Origin of the sequence: Colwellia sp. E2M01, assembly GCF_018860585.1 — a bacterium.
Lineage (GTDB): Bacteria > Pseudomonadota > Gammaproteobacteria > Enterobacterales > Alteromonadaceae > Colwellia.
In genome coordinates this window covers 21,531-41,203 of sequence record NZ_JAHKPR010000055.1, presented here as the reverse complement: position 1 = coordinate 41,203, position 19,673 = coordinate 21,531, and the positions used below count along the sequence as shown (strand labels likewise).

15 protein-coding genes are annotated in these 19,673 nt (G+C 36.8%); 8 read left to right on the top strand and 7 right to left on the bottom strand.

All coding sequences use genetic code 11. The annotated features are described in order from the left end of the window. Positions 1–215: 215 nt before the first annotated feature. From KO502_RS11715 to KO502_RS11705, 3 genes are all read left to right on the top strand, one after another. Positions 216–2,690 carry a serine/threonine-protein kinase gene (locus tag KO502_RS11715; RefSeq protein WP_216022752.1) on the top strand — a complete coding sequence of 825 codons (2,475 nt, stop codon included), beginning with the start codon at positions 216–218 and terminating at the stop codon, positions 2,688–2,690. Positions 2,691–2,717: 27 nt separating this feature from the next. Then, entirely contained in the window at positions 2,718–3,467 is a 750-nt protein-coding gene (locus tag KO502_RS11710) for a Stp1/IreP family PP2C-type Ser/Thr phosphatase (protein ID WP_216022751.1), read from the top strand. A gap of 83 nt (positions 3,468–3,550) precedes the next feature. After that, a complete protein-coding gene (locus KO502_RS11705) occupies positions 3,551–3,898 on the top strand; it encodes an FHA domain-containing protein (protein WP_216022750.1) in 348 nt (115 codons plus the stop codon). A 20-nt stretch (positions 3,899–3,918) separates the two neighbouring features. On the opposite strand, the gene KO502_RS11700 is transcribed toward KO502_RS11705, so the two are convergent. Then, positions 3,919–4,059 (bottom strand): hypothetical protein, encoded by a 141-nt coding sequence (locus tag KO502_RS11700; protein WP_216022749.1) that lies wholly within the window; start codon positions 4,057–4,059, stop codon positions 3,919–3,921. Positions 4,060–4,370: 311 nt separating this feature from the next. Then, complete coding sequence (mltF, locus tag KO502_RS11695) at positions 4,371–5,981, bottom strand: membrane-bound lytic murein transglycosylase MltF (RefSeq protein ID WP_252730743.1); 1,611 nt, start codon at positions 5,979–5,981, stop codon at positions 4,371–4,373. 255 nt (positions 5,982–6,236) lie between these two features. Between mltF and purL the strand changes: the two genes are divergently transcribed. Next, a complete protein-coding gene (gene purL / locus KO502_RS11690; RefSeq protein ID WP_216022757.1) occupies positions 6,237–10,187 on the top strand; it encodes a phosphoribosylformylglycinamidine synthase in 3,951 nt (1,316 codons plus the stop codon). Between the two features lie 372 nt (positions 10,188–10,559). On the opposite strand, the gene KO502_RS11685 is transcribed toward purL, so the two are convergent. Then, entirely contained in the window at positions 10,560–10,775 is a 216-nt protein-coding gene (locus tag KO502_RS11685) for a hypothetical protein (RefSeq protein WP_216022748.1), read from the bottom strand. A 74-nt stretch (positions 10,776–10,849) separates the two neighbouring features. Beyond that, positions 10,850–11,188, bottom strand: a complete 339-nt coding sequence (locus KO502_RS11680; RefSeq protein ID WP_216022747.1) for a ribonuclease E inhibitor RraB — start codon at positions 11,186–11,188, stop codon at positions 10,850–10,852. 164 nt (positions 11,189–11,352) lie between these two features. Here KO502_RS11680 and KO502_RS11675 point away from each other — a divergent pair, with 164 nt between their 5' ends. Then, positions 11,353–12,291, top strand: coding sequence for an RNA pseudouridine synthase (locus KO502_RS11675; RefSeq protein WP_216022746.1), 939 nt, complete (start codon positions 11,353–11,355; stop codon positions 12,289–12,291). A gap of 40 nt (positions 12,292–12,331) precedes the next feature. Here KO502_RS11675 and dapA read toward each other — a convergent pair whose 3' ends face one another. Then, entirely contained in the window at positions 12,332–13,264 is a 933-nt protein-coding gene (dapA, locus tag KO502_RS11670; RefSeq protein ID WP_216022745.1) for a 4-hydroxy-tetrahydrodipicolinate synthase, read from the bottom strand. Between the two features lie 72 nt (positions 13,265–13,336). Beyond that, the gene (locus tag KO502_RS11665; protein ID WP_252730742.1) at positions 13,337–13,726 is read right to left on the bottom strand and encodes a hypothetical protein; all 390 of its coding nucleotides are present in this window, start codon (positions 13,724–13,726) and stop codon (positions 13,337–13,339) included. Between the two features lie 225 nt (positions 13,727–13,951). Between KO502_RS11665 and KO502_RS11660 the strand changes: the two genes are divergently transcribed. From KO502_RS11660 to KO502_RS11650, 3 genes are all read left to right on the top strand, one after another. Continuing rightward, a complete protein-coding gene (locus KO502_RS11660; protein ID WP_252730741.1) occupies positions 13,952–15,274 on the top strand; it encodes a CinA family nicotinamide mononucleotide deamidase-related protein in 1,323 nt (440 codons plus the stop codon). A 184-nt stretch (positions 15,275–15,458) separates the two neighbouring features. Next, entirely contained in the window at positions 15,459–15,785 is a 327-nt protein-coding gene (locus tag KO502_RS11655; RefSeq protein ID WP_216022744.1) for a hypothetical protein, read from the top strand. Positions 15,786–15,906: 121 nt separating this feature from the next. Further along, entirely contained in the window at positions 15,907–17,595 is a 1,689-nt protein-coding gene (locus tag KO502_RS11650) for a FapA family protein (protein WP_216022743.1), read from the top strand. A 113-nt stretch (positions 17,596–17,708) separates the two neighbouring features. On the opposite strand, the gene KO502_RS11645 is transcribed toward KO502_RS11650, so the two are convergent. Beyond that, on the bottom strand, positions 17,709–19,370 hold the full coding sequence (locus KO502_RS11645) for an electron transfer flavoprotein-ubiquinone oxidoreductase (protein ID WP_216022742.1): 1,662 nt from the start codon (positions 19,368–19,370) through the stop codon (positions 17,709–17,711). Positions 19,371–19,673: the final 303 nt, after the last annotated feature.

Genomic DNA, 19,673 nt, shown 5'->3' with positions numbered 1-19,673 from the left:
TGGGAAAGAACTTAATCAACTTGGTATAAGTGTTATGTGTAAGTTAAGCAAAACGGTTAAGGCTTTGCTTAGACACTTATTTCTTGCTTAAATTTGATAAACTAAGAGCATTCAGGTTTAATAAGCTTCTAGCAATATAATAACAATAAACACACTGAATATAATATGAGCAAAGCTCACTATTCAGCTTACATAGCTATAGGTCAGCACTACGCATGATTAAACGAATTCTGCCCATTTATAAAACGGGTTGGTTTTATCTTATATTACTTTTTTGGGGCGTTCTTTATTACAGCGTTTCTGTTGGTGGGTTAAATGGTATTAATCAACTAAATATCAACTTACTCGAAAAAATAACGACTGATGATTCAAAGAATAACAGTGCATTTGTCAATAAAGCTAGTTCGTTAGTAGCAACAGATATATTAACCTTACATGCCTCTTTTGATGAAGATGAGGTAACAGATCTTATTAAACTATTAGCCTATCATCCTAATAGTCAAATTGTTTTACAAGGCGTTCAATCCAAAGCCTTTATTAATAAACTTCGTCAATATTTAATTAAAAAACCAAGCAAAAATAAAATAATTATTGAGTCAGCTCACCTTTTATCTGCACAGCCCTTAACAGTATCATCTGCAATGTTTTTATCGAGTGTGCTTAACTGGTTTCGATTTGAACAAAGCCCAAATACAGTAGTTCACGTTTCAAAATACTTTATTTATACGCCATTCCTACTTAATACGCGACAAAGTTACCCTTTGGTTTGGCAACATGAAAATGAAACCTATCTCAGTTTACCAAGTGAATTATTACGACAACTCACCCTAAAAAATGAATTAACACTTAAACAACGCTGGCAATTAAGCTTAATAAGTAATTCAAAATCACTGGCATTTCCACTCGGTTTTTTAGGTGACGTATTTACATCGGGCAACGCCTACAATGTGCAAAATATGATGTTAAATAAATATGCACAGCACAACCTATTAGTAAATGATGAGCAAATTGCTGAGGTAAATAATACTCATACCAAAGAAAATAATATTCCTTCAATCAAGCAGTTTATTAGTAAGCAAAAAGCTTACACTACTTCGACGCTATCATTTAAAGAAAATTACAAAGTGATCATCATCACTAATAATCAGCATAAAGTAGATGACCACCTAACGCCTTTGCTTATCAAGCTAGCTGACAATAATTATTTGTCTCAAAGTTTTATTACCCTACTAGTTTTTTGGTTTTTATTGGTTGTTGGTTTTGTCTTAATTTGGTTAATTAAAGCGTTAGCGATTAAACAACAAAAAATTGCTATTGTTATCTATATTATTACGCTGCTAATCTTACAAGTACTAATGTTTAATCAACAACAATGGCTTGAAGTAATACCTGTCATTATTGCCATAATTGGCACTTGGGCCTTATTAAAAGCTTATGAGAAAGAAGTTCAGCTTGTTGAATATGGTTTTATCCCCCCCCATAAACAAAAATCGGCACAGTTAACGACGATAGATAAAACAACGAACCCAGCTAAAAATAAGACCTCAAGTAAAGTTAGTGATGAGGTAAAAGCAACAACGACTAAGACGAATGAACAAGCCGTTATCAGCAAAAATCAGCAGCTTTACAAGTCCCCACAAAACTTCTCTCCTGCTGCCACATTAGCACCAGAAGTAACAGGTTGGGGGCATTTAGTTAAAGAAATGACGCCCAACAATAAAGCTAGCAATAAAGCGAACAATCCCCCCAAAAAGCCAAACAGCAATGAGCAAGCTGATTTAGCTAAAACCTTAGTTATTACCGCCTCTGAAAAGAAAAATAAACAAACAGTTAATCAAGATTTAGACGTTGAGAGCTTTGGTCGTTATCAAATAGAAGGTATTTTAGGTAAAGGCGCTATGGGTATTGTTTATCAAGGTGTTGATCCTAAAATAAACCGTCATGTAGCGATTAAAACACTGCAATTAGAAAATGACTTAGATGCTAACGAATCTACCGAAGCCAAAGAGCGATTCTTTAGAGAGGCGCAAACCGCTGGTGGTTTAAGTCATGCAAATATCGTTACTATTTACGATGTGGGTGAAGAAAATAATTTAGGCTATATCGCTATGGATTTGCTTACTGGTGCACCACTGTCGGTTTTTACCCAAGTAGGACAAACCTTACCTGTACCATTAATTTATAAGTTATTAATACAAATAACTGACGCCTTAGATTACGCTCATAATCAAAATGTTGTACATAGAGACATTAAACCTGGCAATATTATTTATGATGACGACTTATTAAAAGTCACCGTTACTGACTTTGGCATTGCTTATGTAAGTGATCATAGTAAAACCCGTACTGGCGTTATTATGGGTAGCCCATATTACATGTCACCAGAGCAAATTTTAGGGTTAAAAGTTGATGGCCGTAGTGATATTTTCAGTTTAGGTGTTACTTTTTATCAGTTACTCACAGGTCACCTCCCTTTTGAAGGCGAGTCAATTGCCACTGTTGCTTACCAAATAACTAAAGCTAAACCCATTGCCGTTAATCAACACAATCCAGAGTTACCGCCAAGTGCGCAGCGTATAATCAATAAATCTATGCATAAAGACATGGAAAAACGTTATCAATCAATGAGTGAATTTAAGCTGGCTTTAGTCAATGCTTTAAAACGTGATTTTAAGATCACGGTTAACTAACCGAGGCAACTTTAACAGGCAACACTTATGACAAATCACATAAAAGCCTTATGCCATCAAGGCGTAATTCGAAGTAACAATGAAGATGCGATCAAGTATGGCGTTAATGAGGCTCTTGGTTTCACCTGGATGATAATAGCCGATGGTATGGGCGGTCATAATGCAGGGGAAGTTGCTAGTGCTATGCTAGTAAACCAAATAAGTAAAGCAGTTGAGCCGTCAACCTTTGTAAAACCGAGTAATTGGCAAAACTGGATTATTGAGCAATTAAACCTGGCAAACATCGCTATTTTTCAAGCCTCACAAGAAAACCCTGCTCAACAAGGTATGGGCACTACCGGGGTATTAGTTATTATTGAGAACAATCGAGGCTATATTGGTTGGGTCGGTGACTCACGCTTATACTTATTAAAAGAGCACGAACTAGTACAGCAAACGGTTGACCATACTATGCTGCAAGAGCTTGTAAATAAAGGAGCTATTAGCGCAGAAACAGCTAAAAATGCGAATACTAAAAACTTATTATCACAAGCAATTGGTGTTAGCGAGAAAATATCCGTTGATACTACAACAATAACAATAAATAATAGTGATACGATTATGTTATCTACTGACGGATTACACGATCATTTAACAGAGCAGGAAATTAGCTGTTATTTATCGCAGTCTTTTACGAATGAAAATATTTGTAATGACATGATAAATAAAGCTATTTCAAATAAAAGCAGAGATAACCTGACAGTAGGTTTAATCAATATAGTTAAGTCATATAGTTAGGTTATATAGTTAAGTAATCATTTACTAATAGTAATTAATTAGCTAATACATAAATTAATAAAAATAATAATTCAGGAGTTTTTATGGCTTATCTAGCCTTAAGTGTTGAAGATGTGATCATTAATAAATGGGAACTATCTGAAGGAACATTATCTATAGGTCGTGCTGCAGAAAACGACATACAAATTAAAGACAGTGCTGTTAGCTCTCAACATGCGCGTGTAATAACAGGGCCAAACCCTTTTATTGAAGGTCAGTTGATTACTTACATAGAAGATTTAAAGAGTACTAACGGAACAGAGTTAAATGGACGAGAAATAGCGCGTCAGCAATTAGATCATGAAGATATTATTCGTATTGGTTTTAGTCAATTTCAATACATTGATAAAGAAGCAACTACACTTGATGAAACAGCAATTATTATCGGCTAATAGAAAAGTTAATGTGGCGATTAACGCTCACTAACCGCCTGCTGTACATCACTCTCAGCTGACATAGATTGGTTAAAATGAGAAAGTCTACGTGAACTCATTTTATTATGTTGACGGTTTAATAATTTTTTACGTTGATTAGTTTTTAAAGGTCTTTTCATTGTCATCTTCTCCAAAATTAATAGTAAGATCTTATTTACTATAACCACCTAAAATGACATTTTTATGACATATAAATAATTTATAAAGCATTTTTCGTGGTCATTTTTACGTAATATTGTAACTTCGAAAGTATTCAAGCAGTTGACCTTTATATAGCCGACTTTTATGTAGTCCATTTTGAAATAGTAACGATCACCCTCTGTCAAAATAGAAGTTGTTAAACAGAGGCTTTAAATTAAAGCTTAGGGGAGATAATTAAATACAAACGCCTTAAGTCGGATAATAAAGATAACATTTAATGAGTTTAATGTTACTCGCTTAACTTAGCTTCTACTTCAAATTTAGAGTTAGTTAAAACCTCTTTATCAACAACCCCCTCTTTAATCTGCATTAACTCTTCATCTGAATCAATAGTCAATAAATCGACTTCTGCTAACTCACCTTCAAGCTGTTTAGCTTCTAAAGCTATCGCGATAGCTTCTTCTTGAGCTTTATCATCTAACCAAGTTAAGGTATCGTAATAGCGACGAATATTATCAACATAATGCACAGGCTCCTCACCACGTGCATAACCGTATTTGGTATTTTTATAATATTTCTTTTGTTGTAATAGCGGTAAACGTGTTTTGACTTCTACCCAGCGATCAGGGTCGCCACCTTGTTGTTGGGTAATAATTCTGGCGTCATTTAAATGGCCAAAGCCAATATTATATGAGGCTAACGCAAACCAAATTCTATCGGGACTAGGAATTCTATCGGGCATCTTAGCGATCATGCGCTTAAAGTATTTAGCGCCACCTTGAATACTTTGTTCGGTATCTAAACGACTTTTTATACCCATTTGTTTAGCGGTATTTAAAGTCAACATCATCATCCCGCGAACACCAGTATAAGAACGAGCTTTAGGGTTCCAATGTGACTCTTGATAACTAATTGCCGCTAATAAACGCCAATCAATATCTTCTGAGTATTTTTCAAAAAGCGACTGGTATTTAGGTAAAGTATCACTAACTTCTTTAATAAATGTTCTTGTTTCAACATAATTAAATTGTTCAATGTGTCCATAATATTTATCATCTAAAGCTAATAAAGTGCCATCGTGATGAACTTTACCAAAAAATTCTACTAAGCTCGCTAAAATATCATCCTGACTATTTTGACTTAACATCCAAGCTAAATTTTCAGGCTCTTTAATACTAAAACCAATACTAATTTCTGGATAATATCGACGATTGACCGCCAAGCTATGACTGTCAATAATGGTATAATCAATTTCATCAGCAAGTACTTTTGTTAATAGTTCTTCACTATCAAATTCGGTTGTTTCTTGCCAAGCTAGCGTATTATTGGTGGTTTTCAGCTGTTCAAGGTTTTCAACATAACTAGACCCTGTCATCACCATTAACTTACCTGTTAAGTCTTTTACTTCACGTGGTCTTACTTTACCTTGTTTAAAAACAAGTTTTTGGGTGATAGATTGATAACTCGGTGCAAAGCGAAAACGCTGTTGACGCTTTTTAGTCACTGACAATCCCGCCGCTAAAAAGTCTACCTCGCCGGTATTTAACTTAATAAACAATTCTTCAAGGCTGTAGCTAGGGATAATACGCAATTCTACGTTCAGTGACTCTGCATATTTTTTGGCGAGTTCATATTCGAAACCTTCAAAACCATCAGCAGTACTATGATAATTTGTTGGTCCAAAAATAGTACCTACATTGATATAACCACGCTCTAAAATGCGAGATAAACTTGCTGGCTCATTCTCTTTATTACAAGCACTTAACAGTGAAGAAATAGAAATAACCAATGAAATCATAACCACTTTAGCTAATGATTTCTTGGAGAACAGCGATTTATTGATAAAAGAAAAGTATTTATTCATAACGTTAATTGTGTCGTGAATTAGTGTTTTAGCCAAGTACTTTTTAGGATTCCCCTAAGTTAATTTTTTTATTTTTAATTAAGGAAACTTTTTAGCGGACTTTTAACTTATTTCGCTAAATTTATCCATTAACAAAAGTCACATTTTCAATTATAATACGCGCGAAATTTTCGGTTAGCTTAAACTGTCTAAACTTAGCACTAAAATTAGTTCTAAAATTAGTCAAAAAAGTCAATCCAAACCTTACACAACCTTGGTGATTACCCTATGACGATGCCTAGTACGACGTTAATTAAAAACCTTCGTGGCGCTCCAGCACTTTCTGATTTTAGAGTTCAAAAATTATTAGCTCAATGTGAAGAATTACAACTCCCAGTAAATGATATTTATGCTGAATTTGCTCATTTTGCGCAACTTAATGCAGAATTAAGTGACAGCGAAGCGGATGTTTTATCAAAATTATTAACTTACGGCCCAACGATTGAAGAGCATCAACCAGTAGGTTTGTTTCTATTAGTTACCCCTCGTCCTGGTACTATTTCTCCTTGGTCTTCTAAATCAACAGATATTGCACATAACTGTGGTTTAAACAAAGTAGTACGTTTAGAGCGTGGTATCGCATACTACATCTCAATTCAAGATGGCGCAGCATTAACAACTGAGCAAGAAGTACAATTAAACGCCTTATTGCACGATCGCATGATGGAAAGTATCTTCAATGACTTCGAGCAAGCAAGCCAATTATTTGCTAGCAGCGAGCCGGGTAAATTAACAGCGATTGATATTGAAAGCGGCGGTAAAGCAGCGTTAGTTAACGCTAACGTTGAACTAGGCTTAGCCCTTGCTGAAGATGAAGTTAACTACTTATTTGAAAATTTTACAAAATTGGGTCGTAACCCACACGACATTGAACTTTACATGTTCGCACAAGCAAACTCTGAGCATTGTCGTCATAAGATTTTTAACGCTGACTGGACTATTGATGGCGTTAAGCAAGAAAAATCATTATTTAAAATGATCCGTAACACCCACGAAGTTAACCCTGACTTTGTCCTAAGTGCTTATAAAGATAACGCTGCAGTAATGGTGGGTAATAAAGGTGGTCGTTTCTTCCCTAACCCTGAAACTAACGTTTATGGTTATAACCATGAAGATATTCAGGTATTAATGAAAGTTGAAACCCATAACCACCCTACGGCTATTTCTCCATACCCAGGTGCAGCAACAGGCTCTGGTGGTGAGATTCGTGATGAAGGCGCAACGGGTATTGGCTCAAAACCAAAAGCGGGGTTAGTTGGTTTTTCAGTATCTAACTTACGTATCCCTGAATTTGTACAACCGTGGGAAACTGATTTTGGTAAGCCAAGTCGTATCGTTACAGCATTCGACATTATGATGGAAGGTCCATTAGGTGGCGCGGCATTTAACAACGAATTTGGTCGCCCTGCTATTTTAGGTTACTTCCGTACGTATGAAGAAGAAGTTAACTCATTTAACGGGGTTGAAGTTCGTGGTTACCACAAACCAATTATGCTTGCCGGTGGTTTAGGTAACATTCGCGATGAACACGTACAAAAACGTGAAATCGTGGTTGGCGCTAACCTAATTGCTTTAGGTGGTCCGGCGATGAACATTGGTTTAGGTGGCGGCGCGGCATCATCAATGGCTTCAGGTCAATCAGCTGAAAACTTAGACTTTGCTTCAGTACAACGTGAAAACCCTGAAATGGAACGTCGTTGTCAGGAAGTTATCGACAAGTGTTGGCAGTTAGGTGAAGAAAACCCTATCGCTTTCATTCATGATGTTGGCGCAGGTGGTTTATCTAACGCATTCCCAGAATTAGTTTCTGATGGCGGCCGTGGCGGTGTATTTGAACTGCGTAAAGTACCAAATGACGAGCGTAGCATGGCGCCTCATGAAATTTGGTGTAACGAATCTCAAGAACGTTATGTTATTGCAGTATCAGACAAAAACTTAGCAAGGTTTGAACAAATTTGTGCCCGTGAACGTGCGCCGTATGCCGTTGTTGGTCGTGCGACTGAAGAAGAGCACCTAACCGTAACAGATGAACATTTCAAAGATGATTCAGCATTAAACACGCCGATTGATTTACCACTTGATGTACTTTTAGGTAAAACCCCTAAAATCATCAAAGACGTACAATCAGCTAAAGCTGTTGGTGATATTTTAGATTTTAGCGCTATTGCTTTAGAAGATGCGGCTAACAGAATTTTAAGCTTACCAACCGTTGCTGAAAAAACCTTCTTAATCACCATTGGTGATCGAAGCGTTACCGGTATGGTTAACCGTGACCAAATGGTTGGCCCTTGGCAAGTACCTGTTGCCGATTGTGGTGTTACCGCATCAGCACTTGATTCTTACCACGGTGAAGCGATGTCATTAGGTGAGCGTACGCCAGTAGCACTACTTAACTTTGGCGCTTCTGCTCGTTTAGCAGTGGCTGAATCGTTAACTAACATTGCAGGTACAGATATTGGTGATTTGAACCGTATTAAACTATCTGCAAACTGGATGTCACCAGCAGGTCACCCCGGTGAAGATGCTGGTTTATATGAAGCTGTTAAAGCCATTGGTGAAGAATTATGTCCTGCATTAGGCTTAACAATCCCTGTTGGTAAAGACTCAATGTCGATGCGCACACAATGGGAAGACAACGGTGTAGAGAAATCTGTAACCTCGCCGCTTTCATTAGTTATCACCGCCTTTGGTGTTGTTGAAGATATTCGTAAAACGGTTACGCCTGAGCTTCGCAGTGATAAAGGCGAAACGTCTTTAATCGCTATTGATTTATCAAACGGTAAGAAACGTTTAGGTGGTTCATGTATCGCACAAGTTTATAAAAAATTAGGTAATGAAACGCCAGATGTTGAGAGTCCAGAAGTGTTAAAAGGCTTCTTCAACGCAATGCAAACCTTAGTACGCTCTGAAAAAGTAGTTGCTTATCACGATATTTCAGACGGTGGTTTATTCACAACCGTTGCTGAAATGGCGTTTGCTGGTCACACCGGTGTTGATATTGATATCAGTAAACTCGTTAGTGTAAATGAAGCAAACGGCGCAGCTGATGATTTAGCAACCTTATTCAATGAAGAACTAGGTGGCGTAATTCAAGTACTTAACAGTGACCTTGACGCAGTAAACGCAGTGTTCACTGAATTCGGTATTGCCGAATTAGCTACAGTAATTGGTACCTTAAATAATGAAGACACTATTCGCTTTAGCCGCGACGGTGAAGTGGTATTAGAGAACTCTCGTACTTATTACCGTACTACTTGGGCACAAACAACATTCAGAATGCAGTCGCTTCGTGATAACCCAGAATGCGCACAACAAGAGCATGATGTTAAATTCGATACTGAAGATCCAGGTTTAAACACTGAGCTGACTTTTGATATCAACGAAGATATTGTTGCCGATTTAATTGTTAAAGATGCAGCAAATGGCACAAACCCGCGCATCGCAATTTTACGTGAGCAAGGTGTTAACTCGCACGTAGAAATGGCAGCGTCATTTGACCGTGCAGGTTTTATCGCAATCGACGTACATATGTCTGATATATTATCAGGTCGTACAGATTTAGCTGACTTTAACGGTTTAGTGGCTTGTGGTGGCTTCTCATACGGTGATGTATTAGGTGCTGGTGAAGGTTGGGCAAAATCAATATTATTCAACGCTAACGCTCGCGCCATGTTTAAAGCTTTCTTTGAACGTGAAGATACTTTCTCATTAGGTGTGTGTAACGGTTGTCAGATGTTATCTAACTTAAAAGAAATTATTCCAGGCGCACAGCATTGGCCTCACTTTGTACAAAACAAATCAGAGCGTTTTGAAGCACGTTTCTCATTAGTTGAAATTCAAGAAAGTCCATCTGTGCTGTTTAAAGGTATGGCTGGCTCTCGTATGCCAATTGCTGTTTCTCACGGTGAAGGTCATGCAGAATTTAAGTCTGATGAAGCTATCGATGCCGCAAATAACTCAGGCACAGTTTCGATGCGTTATGTAAATAACTACGGTGAAGTAACTGAAACTTACCCTGCTAACCCGAATGGCTCAGTAGATGGTATTACGTCTCTTACAACAACTGATGGTCGTGTAACGATTATGATGCCGCATCCTGAACGTGTGTTTAGAACGGTTGCTAACTCATGGCACCCTGATAGCTGGGGTGAAGATTCGCCGTGGGTACGCATGTTCCGTAACGCGCGAGCTTTTATCGGCTAACCTTATTGCTGATAGTGCCACGTTCTTTGTCGAAAGTGCTCATTGACTAACGTCAACTCCGCGCTTTCTTCGTGAACGTGACGCAATCAGCTTCAAGGTAACACTCAATAATATTGTTAGATTATAGTTTAGTTATTAATTAGTTATTTTGACTAACCAATAAATACAAAAACCGACACTTTCATTTGAAAGGAGTCGGTTTTTTATTATCTAATTTTTAGTATTCAAAAGAAGGATATTAAAATAATATTAAATTATCCAATAATGGGAGGGTGACTTAAGTAATTTTTGAGGCAAGGTTAAGTAACCAATAAGACTTTAAAGTTAACTAGTAGTTATTAAAGCTAAATTATTGTCTGATAATAACTTAATTTAAGCAAAATCTAATGCTATATCAGTGCACTTTTTCGCACAACGAATACCCGTTAATTGGTCTTGTGCTGGGGTATATAGCTTTAATGGTTGATTGCAGGTTTTACATAAAACCGTTTTCCCTGCCATAACTTGCTTCATTAGTTTTTGCTGGTCAAAAAAAGAAGCTTTACTCGCCTTTTGCAAAGCGGCGAATTGTTTTAGATCTATGCTCATAATATTCCGAGGCGAATAAAATTAAATAATTTTGAGCAGAGTTACCTTCTGTTTAACTCTGCTCAAAGATAATGCTATCCAACAAAAAATACGCCATTGAATTGTCCTTGTAGCGGCTCGCCACTGGCAATCAATAACTCTTGATAACTCGTAATATTTTCATGGCTTGCTAGCATAAATGGATAAGCTGTGATTTCCCATGTTAAAACTTCATCACCTTCATACGGAGTAAAAGATAATTTTTGATTGTTTTCCAGTAATATCTGACCAAATTCAATCGCTAACTCTTTGCTAGAAAAGAGCATAGAAAATTCAATTTCACGTTCAATGGCGAGATCTTCACCTGTTTCTTGCATTTGCCAAAGGGTGTTACCAATTTCATCTTCTGGAAAAAGTGTTAAATCACGTGACATAGTTACTCTCATTTGGTTATTACAGTTGATTATTAAAATGTAGTTATTTATTGATATAAATTTATACGAATTAAACTTACATCAATAAATAAGTATATTTTAGCTTTGCTAAGTCAATAAACCTAGTAAAATAAGGACAAAGTTCTCGTTAGCCGCTAATTAATATGCCCGTAGATTTAAACAGTTCAACACCACAAGATCAATCCTTACACCTAAAAAAACAAAGGTTTGAATGGCATATAACCATCACTGAAGCAACAACGGCGATTTCAGCCCTACAAGCTTATGCCCAACAATCTTTTACGCTTATTTCAACCGCTGAGTTAAAAAAAGCAATCAGCAAAGGTGCATTATGGTTAACGCCAGCTAAAAATAAAAAGCAGACGCAGCGACTACGTAGGGTAAAAAAACTGCTTAATGTCGGGGATGAACTGCATTTTTACTACAATAGTGAAGTACTTAATTTAGAAGTACCACAAGCACAACTTATTGCAGATTTAACTGATTACAGCGTCTGGTATAAACCTTATGGTATGTTGTCACAAGGCTCTAAATGGAGTGATCATTGCACTATCGCTCGCTTTGCCCAATTAAATTTACCAAACGATCGCCCTGCTTTTATCGTGCATCGGCTAGACCGAGCCGCCACAGGCTTAATACTTGTTGCTCATACTAAAAAAGCGACACAAGCATTATCAAAGATGTTTGAGCAACATCAACTTGAAAAAATTTATCATATTATTATTCATGGCGATCACCGTTTACGTCCTCAGCCTGACATTATTGAACAAGTTGTACACAATAAACCTGCTCGCAGTACATTTACTTGTTTAGCTTATGATGAAAAAGCGAATCGCTCATTAGTACAAGTAAAAATAGACAGTGGTAGAAAACATCAAATACGCATACATGCGGCCAGTATTGGTATGCCCGTTGTAGGCGATAGATTACACGGTATAGCTAATGAGGAAGAGTTGTTAGACCTGCAACTCTGCGCGGTAAGTTTACGCTTTAAGTGCCCTTTAACAACAGGAAATGAAATAGACAGTGAGCAAGATAAGTTTTTTGAGCTACCAGAAACATTAAAGCCTCAATTACAATAATTGAGGCTTTAATCGTTAATGCTTACTTAATGATTAAACATTAAATGCAGTAGTTAAAGTCACTATCATCAAGTACAGCAACACTATCACCCACTAAATCATTAAGTGAAATAGCGTTTAAATATTCAAAGCCTTCTTGACGTTGCGCTAAAGTGAGCGCTTGATAAGGTAAACGAAATATCTTTGGCACTGCATTAGTCATCATTAGCGCAGTGTTAATTGCAATAGGGTTAGGCTCACAAAATAGCCAACTCATCAGGTTTTGTAAATCTTCATTTAATTTAGCTGTTTCAGCTAAGGTACTGCCTTTTGGCTCTTTGTCCATTAATTGACGCATTAACCCAGGAATAATATTTGAAGTTACAGAAATAACACCATGCGATCCATGTGTGTGGCGAGCAACGTAACTTTCATCATCATTACCTGACCAACAAGCAATACCTTTTGCTTCATAATAAGCAATACGATCATTACCTGCGCATTCCTTTACGCCAATAAAGTTTTCATGGCTAGCTAAAGGCTCAATAATGTCTGGGGTGATGTCTTGACCTGTACGACTTGGTACGTTGTAAATATAAGCAGGTCCAATATCAAGTACGCGTTTAAAGTGCTCGCTAACACCTTTATCTGAAGTACGACCATAATACGGATTAATTTGCAGAGCAGCATCCATACCAATAGCAAAACCATTTTCAGTCGCTTTAATTGCCTCTCGAGTATTATTGCTGCCTGTATTACCGATAATAACTAACTTATCAGAGAAGTTGTTAACACAATGAGCAATCAGCATTAAATGTTCTTCCCAGCTAAGCAAGTGCCCTTCGCCAGTAGTACCACCAACAATGATGCCGTCTACACCAGCAGCAATTTGTTGCTCTATTAAGAAATCATAAGTTTTTAAACAAACCTCTCCTTGATCTGTGTAAGGAGTTTTTACTGCGGTAATTAAACTTGCTTCTTTTAATCGCTTCATTAACTGTCTCTAATACTTCATAGTGCTTAAATATCGCACGTAAATTAAGGTAAATAAAATTTTGCCCGTATTCTAACAATGACCGAGGTTATCAACAACCCGTCTCATGATATATTCTTCATTAGTTAATCTATGTTGATAATGAAAAATATGATGGTTTAAAGTTAAAACTTTATAGGCGTGGTAATTATCTGCATTATTTAAGTCAGCGGCAAAGAGCTCTTCAGCAATTAATTCATCTTTAGTGATAGTAAAATGAATATCACCAACCAAGCCCCAATCACCTAATTCAGTAATTTCGTCAACAATTTCACCTTGCGAGTTTTTTGTGGTGAAAGTAAATTCAAAACTACCATCTGCGCTCAATTGCGCATATTCAACAGTCTCATTGCCTTGCTCGTCTTGTTCATTTCGATACCAACGCCCAAATAGTAAATCTCGGGGGTAACTAGTCTTATTCACAATTTCATCCTAAATAATCAACGTAAATCTAAGTTGATAACAACATCTAAAATAACGATTATAATAATGCGAAAGAGCAGAAATAGGAAAATTTATTTACTTTTAAGTTATCTAGAAGCCCTCCTATTACTTTGATAGTGCTAAAATTAAGATAATAAAGTAGATGTAAATTTATCAAAAAAGGTTTAACTTTGTGCACCTATACAGTCGCTTAGGAAAATGGCAATGCCAACACATACAATAAAATCAATCAAAGCTCCAACGGTTCAACTCTTATTAACAGGCAATGAACTAATGACAGGTGATATTGTTGACAGTAATTCAGCCATGATAGCCGATTTATTGAAAGATATTGGCTTAGGGGTAACCCGTAAAGTGACTGTTGCCGATGAGTTAGCACTACTTGTGAGCGAAATAACTTATATGGCAAGCACAAGCGATATTTTAATTATTAATGGAGGTTTAGGCCCTACCGTTGATGATTTAACCGCTCAAGCATTAGCGCTTGCAACAGGTGTTGAATTAAAACAACATCCTCAAGCCCTTACTCACCTAACTCAATGGGCTGAAAGACGCGGTGCTGAATTAAATACTCCGAATTTAAAGCAAACTATATTACCTAGTGACTGCCACATAATTGCGAACAAAAATGGTAGTGCTGTTGGCTTTTTTGTTCGTTATAAGCATTGCGATATTTACTGCACACCAGGTGTTCCTCATGAATTAAAAACCATGCTTAGCGAAGAAATCATTCCACAAATCACTAAAAATCTACCAGCGAATTTAAGCTCTGATATAACTCGGTTACAGGTTTTTGGTATAGGTGAATCAAGCTTACAAAAAATGATTGATGAACAATTACCTGATTGGCCTAGCGAAATAGACTTAGGTTTTCGTGCTGGTTTGCCACTACTTGAGGTTAAATTAACAACCAATAGCCAAAAAGGTTTAACTCTTAAAGCACCATGGCAGAAAAAACTCGTTAAAGTACTTGGCGATCATGTAGTTGCTGAGATTCATGGTAAGCCTAAATCTCTTGCCGAACATTTACTTGAACAATTACAACAACAAAAAATAAAAGTAACAACGGCAGAGTCATGCACCGGCGGCTTAATCGCCAGTAAGTTAACCGAAATTAGTGGTTCGTCAATGAATTTTGAAGCAGGGTTTGTCACTTACAGCAATGAAATGAAAACGAAAATGCTTGATGTTCCCCAGAGCTTATTAGCACAACATGGCGCAGTAAGTGAAGCAGTTGTTGTTGCTATGGCCAAAGGCGCTCTGCTAAAGTCAAACGCTGATCTTGCCATTGCCGTGTCAGGTGTTGCGGGTCCTAATGGGGGAAGCGAAGAAAAACCTGTAGGCACAGTGTGGTTGGCTTGGGGAAGCATTGATAACATACAAACAGTATGTTTGTTATTACCCTACAAAAGGCAGCAATTTCAGCAGTTTGTTGCAGCTGTCGGCTTAGATTTATTGCGCCGTTATCAACAAAATTTAACTTCAATTCCTAACTACATTATTGAAAGAAGCTTTCCAACAAAGTAATAGCTACTTTTAATGGTAAATAAGCTAAACTAAAGTGAGTAAATATTAAAAAACATTAACAATATTATGAACTAGACTAAATATTTTAACACAGCTAAAGATGTTAATGATTGCTTAATGTAATAAAAATTAATATATTGGATTAATTGTAAATAGCTACGATAGATTATTTCAGGAGACTATTTTGATAGAAAAAAACTTCATAACAAGTGGCCGTAACACTGTTATTCATAAAGTGAAAAAGTTTGATTTACTCATTCTTAATGGCGAAAAATCGGTTGTAATTGTTAGCCACCGCGGCATAGGCCTTTATAAAGGCACCATACCTGAGAAACGCTCGAGTGCAAAAAAAGCTTATCAAGATATTGTTGACATTACCGCTACCGAATTATTTGGTGAAGAGAAAACATTATTGTTTATTCAAGCCCTTGATGGCGTAGAGTATAAAATTGATTATTCAAAAGAAGGCACGGATAGCTTTATTAAAATACACCAAAACCATTATATGTAACCAATTTTAAGTTACATATGCTCAAGAAGTTATAATACTTAAGCCAAGTATTATATAGAAAGTAAAGCACTTAGCCGCAACATATCTATTATGTATTTCACGGTTAGGCGGAGTAAACTTAATGACTAAAGCTAGCCTAATCTGCAACAATAAAAACAATATAGATCTAGTCTTAGAGCCTATCAAAGGTGGCGATACCATTTCAGCTGCCAGTATACATGAATTAATTCTACATTCAGAATTTAAAAAGCTTCGTATTAATAACGGTAATATTAAAAATGCTGTTGCCGAACTTGAAGATGTTTTAAAACCACTACAAGATAATAATACAGGTAGAAAAATAACCTATCAAATCCTTGAGCGTGTTGATGCAACAATAAATATCATCATTGAAAGTGATGAAATGGGTGCCTCTGCAGAGATCACAACAGCACAAGGAGGCAAACACCTCACCGCAAAAGCAATTTTAACAGCAGCACAAGAAGCTGGCGTCAAAAAAGGCTTTAGTAAAGAACATTTAATTGAGCTTGCTCAGCTTGCCGCTAAAGAAGCGCCTAATAGCACTGTAACATTACAAATAGCTACAGGAAAAATAGCGGTAAATGGTGATGATGCACAAATAAAGCCTTTAGTTGAAAGCGCTCAATCTCGAATTTTAAAGCCAAAAAAGAGAGAAGACGGCAGCGTCGACATGCGCGATTTAGGTGACATTATCTGCGTAAATATTGGCGACCCTCTCGCAAAAAAAATCCCCTTAACTCAAGGTAAAGAAGGTTACACCGTTACCGCAACTCCCTTACCACCAGCGCCAGGCAATGATATTGAACTCGTCGCAGGTGAAGGCACCAATATAAGCCCCAAAAACACCAATGTATTAATTTCGGAAAAAGTTGGCTTACCAAAATTAATTAATAACGGCATGGAAGTTGATGAGGTATATAAGATTAAAGATGTCAGCGTTGCCACAGGTAACATCAACTTTACCGGTAGTGTGCTCATTGATGGTGACGTAAATGAAGGCATGACAGTAAACGCCACTGGTGATATTACTGTCGGCGGTTTTGTTGAGTCAGCAACACTCAAGGCAGGTGGCGACATTACAATATCGGGTGGCATTATCGGCCGTAAACACGATACTGAAACAACAAAAATTACCGATATTACAATGAGTGTAAATATTACCGCCAAAGGCAGTATTTATGCAAAACACTGCCAATACGCACAAATACAATGTGGTAAAGATATACGTATCGAAAACCAATTAATGCATAGTATATTAGATGTTCGCGGACGAGTATGGGTTGGCAAAGCTGAACTTGCTAACGGCAAGCTTATTGGCGGCTATACAAAAGTTGGCACCTCAGTTCATGCTGGTATCATTGGCGCTACCGCAGGTAGTAATACATTAATTAACTTTGAACACAGAGTGCTATTACTTAAACAAAAAATTGCCGACTTAGATGAAAAATATCAAAAAGAGTTCACCAAAACTGACGAACTGTTAGCGGCAATAAATAAGTTGAAAAAATTACCTAAAGAAAGTGCTAACCCTGAATTATTAGCGAAGTTAGTACCAAGCTACCAACATCATGCTAAACAAATGGGGCAAATATTAACCGCAAAAGAACTCGTAGAAAATAAACTTCAAGTATATAAAAGTGGTGTTTTTATTGAAGCCACTGAAAAACTCTACCATGGGGTAGAACTTATCGTCTGTGAATTTAAAGATAGATCTCGACGAGAATATGGTCCGAGTAGAATGTTTTACAAAGAACGAAAAATTCATATCGACGCAATAGTAAATAGTTAAAAATCAAAGTCATAATTTAACTCAAGTTAAGCCAAATGAAGTTAAGTTAAACTGCTAAGCCGAAACTAGGTAACCCTAGCTTCGGCTTTTTACTTATAGCACCTATAGCTTATTTACATATTAGGATAATTAGGTCCACCTGTGCCTTCTGGCGTAACCCAAGTAATATTCTGACTAGGATCTTTAATATCGCAGGTTTTACAATGAATACAGTTTTGTGCATTAATAACAAACTTATCTCCTGCTTCCGTTTTTTCAACTTCATAAACACCTGCAGGACAGTAACGTTGCGCCGGCTCATTATATTGCATTAAATTTTTGCTAATAGGTATACTCTTATCCTTAAGTAATAAATGACAAGGCTGATCTTCTTCATGATTAGTGTTTGATAAAAACACGGATGAAAGTTTGTCAAAACTCAATTGATTATCTGGTTTAGCATAGTTAATAACAGGCATATCTGTAGCAAGCTTTAATTGAGTATAGTCTTCCGTATTGTCTTTAATAGTAAAGGGTAACTTACCCGCAAAAAAGTTTTGATCTAACATATTATAAACACCGCCCCACATAGTACCAAATTTATGGATAGCGGGACCAAAGTTACGAGTATTATATAACTCTGCATACAACCAAGAGTCTTTAAATAATTGAGTATACTGCGTTAAATCTTGCTTACCCTGCTGTGCAGTTCCTGTATTGTCTAACAAAGCATTTACTATTGTTTCTGCCGCTAACATACCGGACTTCATAGCGGTATGATTACCCTTTATTTTAGCGAAATTAATGGTACCCGCATCACATCCAACTAATAATGCCCCTGGCATAGTCATTTTAGGTAGAGAATGAAAACCGCCTTTTGTCATGGCACGAGCTCCGTACGAAAGCCGTTTTCCATCAGTTAGGTATTGGCTGATTTTAGGGTGATGTTTAAAACGTTGAAACTCATCAAAAGGGCTCAAGTGTGGATTACTATAATTTAAATCTACAATTAAACCGACAAACACTTGATTGTTTTCAGCGTGATATAGATAACCACCACCGCTAGTGTTTTTATCTAATGGCCAACCCGCGGTATGAACAACCAATCCAGGTTGGTGGTTTTCTGGAGGTATATCCCAAATTTCTTTAAAACCCAAACCGTAATGTTGTGGGGATTTATGAGCATCAAGGTTAAATTTAGTTATTAATTCTTTACCTAAGTGACCCCGACAGCCTTCAGCAAAAACGGTATACTTAGCACGTAACGCCATACCTGGCATAAAAGAACCTTTTTCATTACCCTGAGCGTCAAGTCCCATATCACCGGTAATAACACCACCCACACTAGCATCATCATTATAAATAACGCTTTGCGCGGCGAAACCTGGAAAGATTTCCACACCTAGCTCCTCTGCTTGCTCAGCTAACCAACGGCATACATTACCCATACTGACAATATAATTACCTGCATTGTGCATTGTTTTAGGCACAAAAGAATGAGGTAATTTCATAGCAGAACGTTCACTGTCTAATAGGTAAATATCGTCCCTTGTAACAGGAGTATTTAAAGGTGCTTGACGTGCTTGCCAATCAGGAAATAATTCATCAAGTGCGCGTGTTTCAAAAACAGCACCTGAGAGAATATGTGCACCAACTTCAGAGCCTTTTTCAACAACACAAACCATTAACTCTTGTTGTTTCTGCTTTGCTAGTTGCATTAACCGGCAAGCTGTTGATAAACCGGCAGGACCAGCGCCAACAATGACCACGTCAAAATCCATTGATTCTCGTTCCATAAAGCCTCCAGTATTTTATATTTATTATCTACAAATATTGGTCTATCTTTAGATTAAGTCTATATTAAAACGCATGTTTGATAGTCGAAATTATTACCGCTGCCTTTTAAATGAGGATTAATAGATAATCTATATAAATCAATATATTAAGCATAAAAAAGGTATCAAAGTTTAAGTAAATTACATTTAATATTAGTTAATAATAGACAACATCAGCTAAAAAAATAAAAGAAAAGCGAAATAAATACCTTTTAAAAATAATACTTTATTACTAGGGAATTATTATTCAGGTAAATTTTTAAC

Bases quoted from the DNA above. Each gene is read 5' to 3' on its own strand.
- KO502_RS11715 (WP_216022752.1), top strand. From the start codon at position 216: ATGATTAAACGAATTCTGCCCATTTATAAAACGGGTTGGTTTTATCTT.
- KO502_RS11710 (WP_216022751.1), top strand. From the start codon at position 2,718: ATGACAAATCACATAAAAGCCTTATGCCATCAAGGCGTAATTCGAAGT.
- KO502_RS11705 (WP_216022750.1), top strand. From the start codon at position 3,551: ATGGCTTATCTAGCCTTAAGTGTTGAAGATGTGATCATTAATAAATGG.
- KO502_RS11700 (WP_216022749.1), bottom strand. From the start codon at position 4,059: ATGAAAAGACCTTTAAAAACTAATCAACGTAAAAAATTATTAAACCGT.
- KO502_RS11685 (WP_216022748.1), bottom strand. From the start codon at position 10,775: ATGAGCATAGATCTAAAACAATTCGCCGCTTTGCAAAAGGCGAGTAAA.
- KO502_RS11680 (WP_216022747.1), bottom strand. From the start codon at position 11,188: ATGTCACGTGATTTAACACTTTTTCCAGAAGATGAAATTGGTAACACC.
- KO502_RS11675 (WP_216022746.1), top strand. From the start codon at position 11,353: ATGCCCGTAGATTTAAACAGTTCAACACCACAAGATCAATCCTTACAC.
- dapA (WP_216022745.1), bottom strand. From the start codon at position 13,264: ATGAAGCGATTAAAAGAAGCAAGTTTAATTACCGCAGTAAAAACTCCT.
- KO502_RS11660 (WP_252730741.1), top strand. From the start codon at position 13,952: ATGCCAACACATACAATAAAATCAATCAAAGCTCCAACGGTTCAACTC.
- KO502_RS11650 (WP_216022743.1), top strand. From the start codon at position 15,907: ATGACTAAAGCTAGCCTAATCTGCAACAATAAAAACAATATAGATCTA.
- KO502_RS11645 (WP_216022742.1), bottom strand. From the start codon at position 19,370: ATGGAACGAGAATCAATGGATTTTGACGTGGTCATTGTTGGCGCTGGT.